Annotated in this window: 10 protein-coding genes; 6 read left to right on the forward strand and 4 right to left on the reverse strand. The window is 60.7% G+C overall.

The window, feature by feature from the left end:
* Positions 1 to 251: 251 nt before the first annotated feature.
* Positions 252 to 2,522 carry a TonB-dependent receptor gene (locus HNQ99_RS15410; RefSeq protein ID WP_184477275.1) on the forward strand — a complete coding sequence of 757 codons (2,271 nt, stop codon included), beginning with the start codon at positions 252 to 254 and terminating at the stop codon, positions 2,520 to 2,522.
* A 288-nt stretch (positions 2,523 to 2,810) separates the two neighbouring features.
* Here HNQ99_RS15410 and HNQ99_RS15415 read toward each other — a convergent pair whose 3' ends face one another.
* The 3 genes from HNQ99_RS15415 to HNQ99_RS15425 form a co-directional block, all read right to left on the reverse strand.
* On the reverse strand, positions 2,811 to 3,656 hold the full coding sequence (locus HNQ99_RS15415) for a TIM barrel protein (RefSeq protein ID WP_184477277.1): 846 nt from the start codon (positions 3,654 to 3,656) through the stop codon (positions 2,811 to 2,813).
* Positions 3,656 to 4,648: an inositol 2-dehydrogenase gene (gene iolG, locus HNQ99_RS15420; protein WP_221232723.1), complete on the reverse strand. Its 993-nt coding sequence runs from the start codon at positions 4,646 to 4,648 to the stop codon at positions 3,656 to 3,658. Before iolG ends, HNQ99_RS15415 begins: the two co-directional genes overlap by 1 nt.
* A 523-nt stretch (positions 4,649 to 5,171) precedes the next feature.
* On the reverse strand, positions 5,172 to 6,050 hold the full coding sequence (locus tag HNQ99_RS15425; protein WP_184477281.1) for a LysR family transcriptional regulator: 879 nt from the start codon (positions 6,048 to 6,050) through the stop codon (positions 5,172 to 5,174).
* Between the two features lie 91 nt (positions 6,051 to 6,141).
* On the opposite strand from HNQ99_RS15425, the gene HNQ99_RS15430 reads away from it, so the two are divergent.
* Genes HNQ99_RS15430 through HNQ99_RS15440 form a run of 3 tightly spaced genes read left to right on the forward strand, consistent with a single transcriptional unit; the run spans position 6,142 to position 10,737 of the window.
* Complete coding sequence (locus HNQ99_RS15430) at positions 6,142 to 7,293, forward strand: isovaleryl-CoA dehydrogenase (RefSeq protein ID WP_184477283.1); 1,152 nt, start codon at positions 6,142 to 6,144, stop codon at positions 7,291 to 7,293.
* The gene (locus HNQ99_RS15435; protein ID WP_184477285.1) at positions 7,290 to 8,891 is read left to right on the forward strand and encodes a carboxyl transferase domain-containing protein; all 1,602 of its coding nucleotides are present in this window, start codon (positions 7,290 to 7,292) and stop codon (positions 8,889 to 8,891) included. The genes HNQ99_RS15430 and HNQ99_RS15435 overlap by 4 nt, the downstream gene beginning before the upstream one ends.
* Positions 8,892 to 8,895: 4 nt before the next feature.
* Positions 8,896 to 10,737 carry an acetyl/propionyl/methylcrotonyl-CoA carboxylase subunit alpha gene (locus tag HNQ99_RS15440; protein WP_184477287.1) on the forward strand — a complete coding sequence of 614 codons (1,842 nt, stop codon included), beginning with the start codon at positions 8,896 to 8,898 and terminating at the stop codon, positions 10,735 to 10,737.
* Between the two features lie 341 nt (positions 10,738 to 11,078).
* On the opposite strand, the gene HNQ99_RS15445 is transcribed toward HNQ99_RS15440, so the two are convergent.
* Positions 11,079 to 12,332 carry a serine hydrolase domain-containing protein gene (locus HNQ99_RS15445; protein ID WP_184477289.1) on the reverse strand — a complete coding sequence of 418 codons (1,254 nt, stop codon included), beginning with the start codon at positions 12,330 to 12,332 and terminating at the stop codon, positions 11,079 to 11,081.
* A 568-nt stretch (positions 12,333 to 12,900) separates the two neighbouring features.
* Between HNQ99_RS15445 and HNQ99_RS15450 the strand changes: the two genes are divergently transcribed.
* Both HNQ99_RS15450 and HNQ99_RS16820 read left to right on the forward strand, forming a co-directional pair.
* Positions 12,901 to 14,859, forward strand: coding sequence for an alkyl/aryl-sulfatase (locus HNQ99_RS15450; RefSeq protein ID WP_184477291.1), 1,959 nt, complete (start codon positions 12,901 to 12,903; stop codon positions 14,857 to 14,859).
* A complete protein-coding gene (locus HNQ99_RS16820) occupies positions 14,856 to 14,978 on the forward strand; it encodes a hypothetical protein (protein ID WP_281376852.1) in 123 nt (40 codons plus the stop codon). Before HNQ99_RS15450 ends, HNQ99_RS16820 begins: the two co-directional genes overlap by 4 nt.
* Positions 14,979 to 15,191: the final 213 nt, after the last annotated feature.

Consider the following 15,191-nt stretch of genomic DNA (forward strand, 5'->3'; position numbering starts at 1 on the left):
AGGCAAGCGGTTCGTTGCGTCCACGGCCAAGCCCTTCACTTCATAGGCTGAGCGCAAAATTTGCATAAGGCAGCAGCAAGGAATTTAGCGTCTCTTGAGCTTAAATGAGACGATTGCCGTCCTGCTGCCAGCCGGCCCATTTTCCCATGGACACAGAATAGAATTTATGTTCTAATACACAAAATGCCGGAATTGTTACGTTGGTGTACCCACGAATTTTCACGGCAAGTTGCTTATTGGGGAGAATCGAGATGAAGATGACGCAATGGATGGCACGCTTGCTTGTGGGCAGCGCAATGTCAGCCTGCGCTTCGGCCGGAGCTTGGGCGCAACAGATCGACAATGGGGCTCAAGGCGCAGAGGCTGCGCAGGCTGAGGTTGACTCGGGCGGTGCGGCCGCGCCGGGCGACCCTGCGTCCGGTACCTTCATCAGCGATATAGGCGATATTGTGGTGACGGCGGAAAGGCGCGCGGAAAGCGTCAACTCGCTGCCGATCGCAATCTCCGCCTACTCGACCGAGACCCTCAAGGACCGCGGCGTGGCCGATCTGAACTCCTTGTCGCTTTTGAGTCCGTCGATACGCGTGCCGGAGAACGCCAATGGCGGCCTCGGCATGAACATCGTGATCCGCGGCGTCGGGAGCTTCGGGGGCTTCGAGCCGGCCGTCGCCATGGTTCAGGATGGCGTCTCCTACGCCTCCCGCCGGATCGGCACCTTCGACTTCTTCGATGTCGAGCGCATCGAGGTCTTGCGCGGGCCGCAGGGCACGCTCGGTGGCCGCAACGCGACTGCCGGCGGCGTCTATGTGATCTCTGCCAAGCCGTCATCAGAGCCCGGCGGTTATGTGGAAGCCACACTGGGCAACCATGATCGCATTGCGGTCGAAGGCGCGATCACCGGCCCCATTGCTGGCGACAAGCTGCTCGCTCGGCTGGCGGTTCAGGTCGACAAAGCCGATGGCTGGATTACCGAGACGCAAACCCGCAACACCTACGGCGGCATCGACAAACGGCAAGCCCGCCTTTCCCTTCTGGCGCGTCCGAGTGAATCGCTGGAGATGAGCCTGATCCTTCAGGGCCGCGTCGACGAAGCCCTTCCGGCGACCGTATCCTTTGGGCGTTCTCGACCGGACATGCCATCGCTCGCGGAAGCAAACGGGGTTCCGGACTTCGATCCCAACACCAGGACGATGACCCAGGATCGGACCGATATCCGCAAGGACAAGTTCTTCCAGGGTACGTTTCGGCTCGCTTGGGATCTGGGCGATGATTTGCAGCTTGTGACCACCACCGGCTATGTGAAGAGCAAGCTGCTTTATAATGAGGACCAGGATCACACGACCGTTGGAACGGTCCTCTGGGGTCCGCGGCCGCGCAAGCAGCCCTTTAGGCAAACGTCGCAGGAGGTGACGCTGTCCGGGGCGATCAGCGACCGCCTCGATTTCATCGTCGGGGGCCTTTACCTGAACTATGATTACAAGCTTCACGGCGAGGTTGGTTTTCCGTTCCTTGGCGTTCCGGCAGGGGCGCTCGCCTTCCTCGACAACCAGAAGCTCACATCCTGGTCCGGCTTCGGTCAGGTGCGTTTCGATGTGACCGACACGATCCGCCTCACGGCAGGAGCGCGCTACACGCACGACAAAAAATCGAGCCGGTCGGCATTCAATGCTGCGACGTCGTCCGGTCGCCTCACAGGGTCAGCTTGGACGCCGCGCGTTTCGATCGACTGGAAGCCGGGCGAGAACATACTTGTCTATGCCACGGCGTCACGCGGCTACAAGTCGGGCGGCTTTGACGAGTTCGCTTTCCCTTCCCGCTCCTACAATCCAGAATATGTCTGGAACTACGAAGCAGGCTTGAAAGTGAGCACAGCCGATCGGCGCCTGTCAGGCAACCTGACTGGCTTCATTATGGATTACTCCAATCTCCAACAGTCGGTGCTCGGGCTTGATCCGGGGGAAATCACCTTCCGCACCATCAACGCGGCCAAAGCGAAGATCAAGGGTATCGAGGCCGAGTTGGAGGCATCGCCGATCGAGGGGCTGAAATTCAACGGCTCAGTCGCCTATCTCGACACGCGCTATGAGGGATTGCGCACGGCCGACCCTCTTTATCCCGAGCTGGGTGATCCCGTGAGTCCCGGGGTGAATGTCAGGGATCTCACCGGCAACCGACTCGCGGGGGCGCCGAAGTGGCAGTTCAACGTGGGTGGCGACTATAAATTCCCGGTCGGAGAGTGGCAGGGCAGGCTCAACGCCAGCTACAGCTGGAACAGCAAGACCCCGCTCGACATCTACAATAATCCAGGTTTCTCACAGGACTCGGTGGGTATCCTCAGCGGTTCCGTTTCAGTGACAGACCCGAGCGGCAATTGGGAGGTGAGCGCGTTCAGCACCAATCTGACCAATGAGCTGTATGTCACGAACGCTGTCTCCGTGAACAGCGGTGGTGGCGGCGCTTCCAGGGTTACGAGCTTCGGTGATGTCCGTCGATACGGCGTCCGGGTCAGGCGTCGATTCTAACGCTTCACGTCATGCGGCGTTCCACCCCCTGGGGGGGGGGACGCCGCCGAACGAATTTGCATTGCATGGCGAGTTTGCGCTGAACGACAAGCGCTCCGGCTCCTGGCTGCCACGGCTGCCGCCAATGGCGTCCCTTTCCAATATCAAGCGTCTGGTTCTACGGCACTTGAAACCCGCGCGAGATAGAGGCACCTTTGGTCTTCGGGGCTGTCGATGGGAAGTACGGAGAGGAAGTGACGCTGCGGCCATCCCCAAGTCCGGCGCCGAGCTCGTTGCCGGCCGATCGCGTCAGCCCTGCGGAACGCGAAATGCCGTCCGAAATGCCTCGAGCGCCGACGCGCTATCGCTTGTCGCCCATCCTTCGAGCCCCACCGGCCCACAATAGCCCATTGCCGACAATGCTTCCGCGATACGCGGGTAGTTGATTTCTCCAGTCCCGGGCTCACACCGGCCCGGCACGTCGGCGACCTGAATTTCACCTATATAGGGCAGTGCCTGACGGCACAGCTCGATCAGATTACCTTCGCCGATCTGGGCGTGGTACAGATCGAGCATGAGCCGGACGGCGGGCCGATCGACCGACGCGACCAACTCGATGCAGTCGATTGCTCGCCCGAAAGGCACGCCCGGATGGTCGACCGCCGTATTGAGGTTTTCGAGCACGAAAGTAACCCCGGCCTGCTCGCCAAGATCGGCCAGACGGCGCAATGTATCGCGGGCGTACAGCCACATGGCGCCGGTGATTTCGACGGCCGGCAGCAGTGGCAACCCGTCAGGACCAAGGCCCGTGCCGTGGAGGTTCAGGCGGGGCACGCCCAGCCTTTTGGCGATGGCGATCGACTCCTTTGCGGTCGCGACAAGCTCCTCGGCGCCATCCCGGTCGGCAAGCCGGCCCCGCACATATCCCGTCATCGAGGAGAAGGTGACGCCGCTCGCCGCCAAGGCCTCGATATCGTGGCGCGTCCAATCCCAGATTTCGACTAAAAAGCCCTCCGCATCGATCCGCTTCACGCGTTCAAGCAGCGGGAGCTCGAGGAAAAGCATTTCACTCGAGGCGGCGAGCCGGAAAGGCACGCCGGGAAAAATGCCCTTTGTCGCGCCTAATCGCGGATCGGCCTCCGAGACCTGTCGCATCAGGCCAGGTCGCTTCGCCGCACGTTAACGACCTGGTTCGTTCGTGCCGATCGATCGGCCGCCTCGGCCAGCACCAAGGCACAGGTTCCGTCACGCTGGTCGGCAAGGGGCAGCGCCTTGCCTTCGATAACGTCGGCGAAATGATCCATCTCGATAGCATACGCTTCGGCGTAGCGCTCCAGAAAGAAGTTCTGGAATGAGTCCGCCGCTGCACCGACTTCCGTCCATTTCTGTACGGTCGTCTCAATTTTATTGTCGGCGCGGATCATGCCTCCGGACCCGAACGCTTCGATACGCTGGTCATAGCCGTACCCGCTCCGACGACTGTTGGAGATGATGCAAAGCTTACCGCTAACCGTGCGGAGCACGACCTTGGCTGTGTCGAAGTCGCCGGCTTCGCCGATCGCCGGGTCGATCAACACGGCGGCAGACGCGAAAACGCTTTCGATCTCTTCGGCGAGCAGCCAGCGGGCCATGTCGAAGTCGTGAATTGACATGTCCTTGAAGATGCCACCCGAAGTCTTGATGTACGTCGCCGGGGGCGGCGCGGGATCATGGCTTATGATATGAAGCGTCTCCAGCCGGCCGACCTCCCCTTGAGCCAGGCGGCGCTGAAGAGCGGCGAAGTTCGGATCAAAGCGCCTGTTAAAACCCAAGAGGACGCGCTGATCGCTACCGACCAGTGCCTCATCGACGCGGGCGGCACGCGCGACATCCTGATCCAGCGGCTTTTCGCAGAAGACGTGCTTGCCAGCGCGGATTGCCTCCAGCGTGTAGTCGAGATGTGTATCGGTGGAACTGGCAATCACGACGCCGCTTATTGCGGGATCGGACCATACTCGATCCACATCGGCAGCCGTCGTATCAAAGGCGCGAGCCAAGTCCTCCGCACCATTAAAGGGGTCGACGACACACGCCAGCGACAGGCGCCGATTTGCGGCGATATTGGCCGCGTGGATCTTACCAATTCGACCTGCGCCGATTAAAGCCACTTGAAACATCATTATACCCTGGAAAGAAGTTGGAATACGAATTCCATATCTTCCTATCATAGCAGATATCGTCCGGGAAGAGGATTCGCTTCGAGGCGCGAAAAAGCCACGCCAGTATCGTTCCTGCGTCAGTTAGAATCCGGCAGGCCAGGACAGGCACACTATAGTTAGGGCAAAGGACCCACTTGCAAGGTTCCTTCCCTCACGCCACGGAATAGTTGTTCCAAAATTAAGTAGAATGGAATACATGACGGCGCAATTGTGATGACAATCGGCCGCGTCCTGCCTATGCTGCTTTCCTTCGCCGTCGCCGGACTGATTTGCGTATGCGCTGCGCTCACTTACGCCGAGGTGGCAACAATGATCCCGGCGGCAGGCAGCGCCTACACCTATTCCTACGTCGTGGTTGGCGAACTCTTCGCTTGTCATCAATCCTTGGCAGAGCGCGGATTAAGAGCTTCGTGTCGGGGAACCGCACCCGCTGTGGCCTCAGCTGCGCACCGGGTGCGCGTCGACCAGGCGGTTAAGGGGATGAAGCAGTCGCATTCATTCGGAGGGTTGCACAAAAGCGCTTGATACTCTGACTGCTGTCTGCGCGCCCACTAGTGGCATGGTCTGCCAAAATCCCGATTGTGCGCCGTTGGTCAAAACCCGATAATGTGGGCATTGCAATTCCTGGCTGCAGAAAGCAGCGAGGCATAACGGTGATGCCAAGCCCTGCCCTCACAAACGCGATAGCGCGGTCGTCGTTCACCGTGCGGGCAGCGAAAAAGGGTCTGATGCCGCGTTGAGTGAAAAAGCGACTGACGGCCGGCAATGCCTCACAGTTTCGGCGAACGATCATCTGCGCGTCTCCGACTTCTTCCGGCTCAAGTATCTTTCGGTGTGCGAAGGCATGGCTGTCGGGAAGCGCCAGCGCATATCCCTCCTCGAACAAAGGCTCTCTTCCCCGGGTATCATTGCCCAGCACACCAATGATGGCATCGATCCGGCCCCGCTCAAGCCTGGGTAACAGCTCTCTCATCCGTCCTTCAACCAGTTCGAGTTTCTCACCTTCAACGCGGCAGGCCTCCCGTGTTGCATTCTCGATCCAGTTCGACGGAAGACTGGATACGACGCCAAGCCTGATAAGCTTGCTTGCATCATTTTCCGCCATCGCTTGTTGGGCCCGGGCGAACTCGGCCTCAATGCGTCGGGCGTAAGCCGCAAACTTGTTGCCAGCGAGCGTCAGTTCGACACGTCGGTTCGTGCGATGAAACAGCACATGATCGATTTGAGCTTCCAACTTTGCTATGCCGACCGAGAGTGTTGGCTGGGAAACCCCACAGTGCTGAGCCGCGCGTGAGAAGTTTCCATGGTCGACCACTGCTAGAAAATAGTGGATCAGATAACGTTCAATCATAGATCGTATCTATTCTATGGTTAGGGTAGGGTCAATTTTTCAGTTAACGCACTGCCTGCTACATTGTCCGCAGAGAATGCGAGGAGAGGCCATGACGCCGGATTTTGATTTTGCCCTGGGCGATGCCCCTGATATGATCCGCGAGAGCGCGGCGCGGTTCGCAGCCGACCGGATCGCTCCTCTTGCGGTCGAAATCGATGCTAAGGACTGGTTCCCCCGCGAGGAACTGTGGCCAGCCATGGGCGAGCTGGGTTTGCATGGCATTACCGTTCCGGAGGAAGATGGCGGCTTGGGGCTCGGTTATCTGGAGCATGTCGTCGCGCAGGAGGAGGTCGCCCGCGCCTCCGCCTCAATCGGGCTCAGCTATGGCGCGCATTCCAATCTGTGCGTCAATCAGATCCGCCGTTGGGGCAATGCAGCGCAGAAGGCGCGCTATCTGCCCAAGCTGATTTCCGGCGAACATGTCGGCAGCCTCGCAATGTCGGAGGCGGGTGCGGGATCGGACGTCGTTTCGATGAAGCTGAAAGCGGAGAAGAAAAGAGACCGCTACATCCTCAATGGCACTAAATTCTGGATCACCAACGGGGCTTATGCCGACACTCTGGTCGTCTATGCCAAGACGGGCGAAGGTTCGAAGGGCATCACGACCTTTCTGATTGAGAAGGACATGAAGGGTTTTTCGATCGGGCAGAAGATCGACAAGATGGGCATGCGCGGATCGCCGACGTCCGAATTGGTGTTCGATGATTGCGAGGTCCCGGAAGAAAATATCCTGGGGCCGCTGAATGGCGGGGCTGGCGTGCTGATGTCGGGCCTCGACTATGAGCGGACGGTGCTGTCGGGCATCCAGTTGGGCATCATGCAGGCCTGCCTGGACACGGTGCTGCCTTATGTCCGTGAGCGCAAGCAGTTCGGAAAGCCCATAGGCGCGTTCCAGCTGATGCAGGCAAAAATCGCGGACATGTATGTCGCCCTGAATTCGGCGCGCGCCTATGTCTACGCCGTCGCGAAGGCCTGCGATGCGGGCAAGACCACCCGCTTCGACGCCGCGGGCGCGATCCTGCTGGCGAGCGAGAATGCGATGAAAGTCAGCCTCGAGGCAGTGCAGGCGCTGGGCGGGGCGGGCTATACGAAGGACTGGCCGGTCGAACGCTATATGCGTGACGCCAAGCTGCTGGATATTGGGGCTGGCACGAACGAAATCCGCCGGATGCTGATCGGCCGGGAGCTGATTGGAGCATGAGCGCGCCCGTACTGGACACCAGGCTGTCGGCTGATAGCGAGGCGTTTCGCGCCAATGCGGCGCATAATCGCGCGCTCTGCGATGAACTGCGGATGCGTGTCGCGGCCGCCGCGCGGGGCGGGACAGATCATGCGCGTGACAAACATGTTGCACGCGGCAAGCTGTTGCCGCGCGAGCGAGTGGAGCGGCTGCTTGATGCCGGCAGTCCCTTTCTGGAGATCGGACAACTGGCCGCCAATGGCCTTTACCGCGATGAGGTGCCGGGGGCGGGAATCATTGCCGGCATCGGGCGAGTGTCCGGGCGGCAGGTAATGATCGGGTGCAATGATGCGACGGTAAAGGGCGGCACTTACTTCCCCTTGACCGTGAAGAAGCATCTGCGCGCGCAGGAGATTGCGCTCGAAAATCGACTGCCGTGTATCTATCTAGTCGATAGTGGCGGCGCGAACCTGCCCAACCAGGCGGAAGTATTCCCCGACAAGGAGCATTTTGGGCGCATTTTCTACAATCAGGCGCAAATGTCGGCGCAGGGTATCCCGCAGATCGCCTGCGTCATGGGCAGTTGTACGGCAGGCGGCGCTTATGTGCCCGCCATGTCGGACGAAACGGTGATCGTGCGCAACCAGGGCACGATCTTCCTTGCCGGCCCGCCGCTGGTGCAGGCGGCGACGGGCGAGATCATCAGCGCAGAAGATCTGGGCGGCGGTGACTTGCATGGGCGCAAGTCGGGCGTCGTTGATCACGTGGCCGAAAATGACGAACACGCGCTGAGCATCGTGCGCGACATCGTCTCGACGCTCGAGCCTGATCGGATCGCTGACCTCAACCTGCGCGATCCGTGCCCGCCGAAATTCGACCCCGACGAGCTATATGGCATCATCCCGAACGATGTGCGGGCGCCCTACGACGTGCGTGAAGTCATCGCCCGGATCGTCGACGCCAGCGAGTTTCATGAGTTCAAGGCGCTGTACGGCACAACATTGGTGTGCGGTTTCGCGCATATCTGGGGCATGCCAGTCGCGATCCTCGCCAACAACGGCGTTCTCTTTAGCGAAAGCGCGGTCAAGGGCGCGCATTTTATCGAGCTTGCATGCCAGCGCCGGATTCCGCTGCTCTTCCTCCAGAACATCTCCGGCTTCATGGTCGGCGGCAAATATGAAGCAGAAGGCATCGCCAAGAACGGCGCCAAGCTGGTGACGGCGGTGGCTACGGCGAGCGTGCCGAAAATTACCGTCTTGATCGGCGGCAGCTTTGGCGCAGGCAATTATGGCATGTGCGGCCGGGCCTATGCGCCGCGCTTTCTGTTCACCTGGCCCAATGCCCGCATTTCGGTGATGGGCGGTGAGCAGGCGGCTTCGGTGCTGGCGACCGTCCATCGCGATGCAGGCAAATGGACGCCGGAGGACGCTGAGGCGTTCAAGACGCCGATCCGGCAGAAATATGAGCATGAGGGCAACCCCTATTATGCCACCGCGCGGTTGTGGGACGATGGCATCATCGATCCGGCGCAGACGCGCGACGTGCTGGGCCTTGCCTTTGCCGCCACGCTCAATGCCCCCGTACCCGAACGCGCGTCGTTCGGCGTGTTCAGGATGTGATGCGATGATCCAGTCTCTCCTTATCGCCAATCGGGGCGAAATCGCCTGCCGCATCATTCGGACGGCTCGCAAACTCGGTATCCGCACGGTCGCCGTCTATTCCGACGCCGACGCCAACGCGCTGCATGTGCGGCAGGCCGATGAAGCAGTGCATATCGGTCCCGCGCCGGTGCGCGAAAGCTATTTGGTCGGCGAAAAAATCATCGCGGCGGCGCTCTCAACCGGAGCGCAGGCGATCCATCCCGGCTATGGCTTTCTGTCAGAAAATGCGGAGTTTGCGCAAGCGGTGCTCGATGCCGGTCTGGTCTGGGTAGGGCCGAACCCGTCTTCAATCACAGCCATGGGGCTGAAGGACGCGGCCAAGAAGCTGATGCAGGACGCTGGGGTGCCGACGACGCCGGGCTATTTAGGCGAAGACCAGACGCCCGCGCGGTTGAAGTCCGAAGCGGACGCAATCGGCTATCCCGTGCTGATCAAGGCTGTCGCCGGTGGTGGCGGCAAGGGTATGCGCAAAGTGGACGCGGCGGCCGATTTTGCCGATGCTTTGTTATCCTGCCAGCGGGAGGCGGCATCCTCCTTTGGCAATGAACAGGTATTGCTGGAGAAATGGGTGACGAACCCGCGCCACATCGAGGTGCAGGTGTTCAGCGACAGCCATGGCAATGTCGTCCACTTGTTCGAACGCGACTGTTCGCTTCAGCGGCGGCACCAGAAGGTCATCGAGGAAGCGCCGGCTCCGGGCATGGATGAGGAGACGCGGGACGCCATCTGCCAGGCGGCGGTGCGTGCGGCAAAGGCAGTCGACTATGTCGGGGCAGGGACGATCGAGTTCATCGCCGATGGATCGGAAGGGCTGCGCGCGGATCGCATCTGGTTCATGGAGATGAACACGCGGCTTCAGGTCGAGCATCCCGTGACGGAGGAGATCACGGGGCAGGACCTGGTCGAATGGCAGTTGCGCGTGGCGTCGGGCGAGCCGTTGCCGAAGGCTCAGAACGAACTCTCGATCAACGGTTGGGCCATGGAAGCCAGACTCTATGCCGAGGATCCGGCCAAGGGCTTTCTGCCTTCCATCGGTAGGCTCGATCGTTTCGATATCGGCTCTTCTTACCGCACTGACACCGGCGTAGAGCAGGGGGGGCAAATATCTCCCTTTTACGATCCAATGATCGCCAAGCTGATCGCGTGGGCCCCCGACCGTGACGCCGCCCGCCTGTCCTTGGCGCATACCCTGGAACAGACCGTCATTTGGCCGGTCAAGACCAATGCCGGGTTTCTGGTGAAGGCGCTTCATCATCCAGCCTTTGCGCAAGCGCAACTCGATACCGGCCTTATCGGCCGCGAGGGTGATGCCTTGCTGCCAGCTGCCGAACCGTCCCGCGGGGCGCTGAATGAAGCGGCGGCGAAGCTGGCCGCGCCCGGACCACTTGGCGGCTTCCGGCTCAACGCCGAGCGGCGGCTGGAGGGCTGGTTCCTGCGCGATGGCGTACCGGTGGCAGCTGCGGTGCCCCCATCCGACCGCGTCGACACCGCAACCGGCGTGATCGTCGCTGAAGCCGGGCAGAGCTGGCAGCTGCTGCCGTGGCGCGCCGGCGGTGCAGGGAGCGGCGAGGCGTCGGACGGCACCATCCGTTCCCCCATGCCCGGCCGCATCATCGCCGTTGCCGTCGCTGCCGGAGACAAGGTGGCGAAGGGCCAGAAGCTTCTAACGCTCGAAGCAATGAAGATGGAGCACAGCCTGGTGGCGCCATATGACGGAACCGTTGCCGAACTCAACGGCGCGGAAGGGGAGCAGGTGAATGAGGGCGCGCTGCTGGTGAAGATTGAGCAGGGGAAAGGCGCCTGATGCCGGGCAAGTTTTTCGACCAATGCTTCGTAATTGTAGCTTCGGCACTGTGAGGGCGGCCGCGTGCGCGCGTCCCCTCACGCCGGTCAACTCACGTGGTGACTTGCAGCCGCCCGTCAGCCGCGGTCGTGAGATCATGCTTTGCGTCACGACAAAATTCTGATCTGGCGTGATGGTCCGTCCGCATGTTGTGAAGAATCGCGGCAGGGACTTGGTGTGCAGTGGCGTCATGCCGTCTGTGTCCAAATCGAGGCTAATGGACCAGACACAGTTCCGCCTAAGTGAACGCGGTCCCACACCACCTCGACCCGTACCCGCCCCACGCTGACCTTTCGCCCCGCTTATTTCGTTTTCTCCGCCGTGAAGAGTGCGTTCAGCAGGGCGGCCAACCGCGGATCGGTACCGTACCAATTGGGGTTCAACATTCTGTTCGGCGTATAGGAAACGCCCAGGCGACGCGCAGGATCGGCAAATGCGGTGCTGCCCCCGAACCCGCAATGACCAAAGGATGCCGGGTTTGATCCGTACCTCGTTTGATCGAGACGAAATCCTGCCGCGTATCGGCCCAGCTCGCCATGGGTTTGGTTTAAGCCGGCTATGCGCGCGCGGGTAGCTTGCTGTAGCACGGACTTGCTGATGAGCGGCGTCACACCCGGCTGGTCGCGGCCGACGAGATGGGCATAGAGCTTGGCGAGGTTACGAGCATTTGACGTGCCCCCCCCTGCAGGGTTCCCATATGCGCGTCCTTTCGCCTGATCTGGTCCCCAGAGGCTTGAGCCTCTAATGGCCGATGCTGCCAATGCCGCCGGATTGGGGGAATCAAAACCCAGACTATTGGGATCCATTGCCGACACCATGGTGGCGGCGCGATACTCTTCCTTGGCTGGAAGACCCATGAAGGCATCGATCTTAAGCGGCGACGCCACCTCCTCGGCGAAGAAACGGCTGACCGTCCGGCCATCGGTTCGCCGAACCAGCTCATCTGCAAGCGTGCCAAAGGTCATCGAATGGTAGCCGAAGACGCCTGGCCGGAAAAACGGCTCTTGCGCGGCGAGCCTGGCGGCAAGGGCCTTGTGCTCGTAAAAATCCTCAACCGAAGCCGGAACGCGGGGGCCCGTGAGCCCGGCCTGGTGCGACATGAGTTCCCCGACGGTCACCGCTCCCTTGCCCTCTGCCGCGAACTCCGGCCAGTATTTCGCCACGGGGGCTTCGTAGTCGAGCTTTCCCCTGTCCACCAGCATCGCGATGCACATCGAGGTCAGGCCCTTCGTGGTCGACATGAGCGTGTAGAGCGTATTTTCGGTAACCGGAACCGTCCCGGCTTCGTCTGCGCTGCCGCCCCACAGGTCAACCAGGGGCGCGCCGTCTCGGAAAACCGCGAAATGGGCGCCAATTTCTTTGCCTGACGCGAAATTGTCCTCGAAAGCGGCGCGGACTGGTTCATATCCGGGCGCAACGGTTCCATGGATCGTGCTCCGCAGACTTGGGCTGCCGGCAACGCGCTTGGGCGCCTCAGCGGCCATGGCCACGCCGGCCAGCGGCAGTCCGGCTGTGCCGACGATCATGTCCCTGCGAGACAGAAAACCCGATCCCATATTCCTCTCCTCACGTTGGTATTTATTAGTTCAGGACCGACGGAAATCACCCGACCACCCTCCGCTTCCTTTTATCTGCGGGACGGCGATAGCAACAGAGAAAATGATCCTCCCGCCGCAGTCAACCGGGAACAGGCCGTCAGTCTGCTATCCACGGCCGGATAGCAGGATTCACATGACTTATATTGCCGCGCCGATGATTGTTGCCCTCGGTGGATGCCGCCCCAGGACCATCGGCCTCGCTCGATCCTCGATCAGATGACGCTGAGACGAGGCGAGCATGTTCGATCCGCTGCGCAGCGACTACGAGCCGGACGTCCTGTGGCTCTTCCGTATCGTGCCAAAGCCATTTATCCATTGGCCTGAAATGCGAATCGGTATTTAGAGCGTTTTTCTTTTCAGGTGCTTTTTTTGGCCATGACTCGACTTAGTGATGATCGTGGATCGCACCGCATATCCTGCCCCATCAGCCCGCTCTCCGGGCTCGCCTCGGTTGCTGGCGCCTGCCGGATCCGGTCTACGCGCGCCCGGCGCTTGAGACCAAAATCCTGACCTGAAGGAAAGAAAGATGAACATTTCGATGCGGGTTTCGATTGCTGCTATGGTCATCGCGCTTGGAGGAAGCGGCGCCAATGCGGAAACTCCGACACTTCTGGCTCAAAAGCCCGCTAGCGCCGAGACGCGCGAGGTGCTTGCAAAGCCGATAGCGCCCAATCCTGAGGACCGGCGCGACTTCGATTTCAGCAAGCGCGGCTTCATGGGGACCATTCCGGCGGTCAAGGATGCAAACGGCCGCGTTTTGCGCGACCTGACCGCTTATGATTGGGTAACCAAAACTAAGCCCGACACCGTCAATCCCAGCCTGTTGCGCGCTACCGAGCTCTCCGCGCGCAGCGGCCTCTTCAAGGTGACGGATGGGGTCTATCAGGTGCGCGGTCTTGACGCTGCGAACATGACCGTCGTCGAAACCGCGACAGGTTATTTGGTCATCGACCCGCTGATGTTCGCGGAACACGCCCGCGCAGCGATGGATCTGGTCTATGCCAAGGTGGGCCGCCGACCGGTGCGGGCGGTGGTCTACACACATTCCCATGGCGACCATTATGGCGGCGTCCGGGGCGTGGTCACAGAAGCGGACGTGAAGGGCGGCAAGATCGCGATCATCGCGCCCGACGGGTTCATGCGCGAACTCGTGTCCGAAGCCGTCATTGCCGGCCCCGCCATGGGTCGCCGTGCGCAGTACCACGCCGGGTCCCCCCTGGAAGTCGGTCCCAAGGGATTGGTTGGCTGGGGCGTGGCGCTCGGCCGCCTGGAGGGCGCCAGCACTTTCCTGGCTCCCACGGACAGTGTGACCAAGACCGGTGAGACCCGGCGGATCGACGGCCTGGACATCGAGTTCCAGATGGTGCCCGAGAGCGAGGCGCCTTCCGAATTCAACCTTTATCTGCCAAAGCAGCGAGCCTTGCTGATCGCGGAAACCGCCAGTTGCAGTTTGCACAACATTCAGACGCTGCGCGGCGCACGGCCCCGAGACGCCCTGCGCTGGGCCGGCTATCTGGATGAGGATCTGCGCCTCTATGCCGACCGATCCGACGTGGTGATGATGAGCCACTGCTGGCCCAGATTTGGACAGGCCGAGGTCAAGGAATTCCTGACCAAGCAGCGTGATACCTACAAGTTCATCCACGATCAGACCGTCCGGCTGATGAATATGGGAAAGACGCCAACAGAGATCGGTGACGAACTCCAACTGCCTGAAAGCCTGGCGAAGGAGTGGTACAACCGCGGCTACTACGGCACCGTCAGCCATAACGCGAAAGGTGTCTACGACCGCTACCTTGGTTGGTTCGATGCGGTTCCTGCCAACCTCAATCCATTGCCAACGGTAGAGGCCGCAAAGCGCTATGTGGAATTGGCGGGTGGACCGGAAAAGATGCTTGCCGCAGGCCAGGCCGCTGCGACCAGCGGCGATTACCGCTGGGCGGCCGAAGTGCTGCAGAAGCTGGTTTTTGCTCAGTCTTCATTGGAGGCGCGCGCCGCGCTGGCGGACGTTTACGAACAATTGGGATACCAGAGCGAGAGCGGTCTCTGGCGCAATTTCTACCTCTCCGCTACGAAGGATCTTCGGGAGCCCAAGCAGCCTCAAACACCGGCTATGGCAAGGGTTACCGACACCATGCTGGCGATGCCCACGTCCGCTTACCTGGATGTTCTGCCAACACGATTGGATCCGGCCAAGATCGGGGATGCGCCCCTGGCCCTAAACCTTGTCGTCAGCGACAGGGGCGAGCGTGCGCTGATCACTCTCTCCAATCGTGTCCTGTTAGGTGAGATGGGAGGCAACAGCGATGCGGCCAACGCAACCATCGAGGCGCCGTGGATGACCATATTGCAGCTTTTCTCCGGTGCCCCGTTGCCGGAACTGGAGGCAAGAAGCGGCTTGAAAATCGCGGGTGACAAAGACGCAGTCGAACGCCTGCGGTCAGCTCTAACGACCTTCGCCGACTTCGACATCGTCACTCCATGATACAGGTAGCCGCCCTCGATCTTGCCCGCCGTGCTGAGGCGGTCAGGATCGGGGAGATATTGAGCGGCACCTGCACGGTCGATTTTCAAACGGACGAACATGCGTTCGCGATTCGATGAGTCGACTGAGTTCCTGGAGCCCACGCGGAAGCTTGATCGGGCGATCGTTGGTTCTTCCGATTTCGTCAGCAGCTCCAGGAGCGCCATTGTGGCGATGAGAGCTTTGCGTGCGAAGGAGGTTAGAGCGTCGGATTGGAAATGTGAATCGCTGGGGATTCCCCTGGCGTGAGATTTGTGATTCCTTCTCTTTGGAGGTGGATCATGGGCAAAGCA

The organism is Rhizorhapis suberifaciens (assembly GCF_014200045.1).
GTDB lineage: Bacteria > Pseudomonadota > Alphaproteobacteria > Sphingomonadales > Sphingomonadaceae > Rhizorhapis > Rhizorhapis suberifaciens.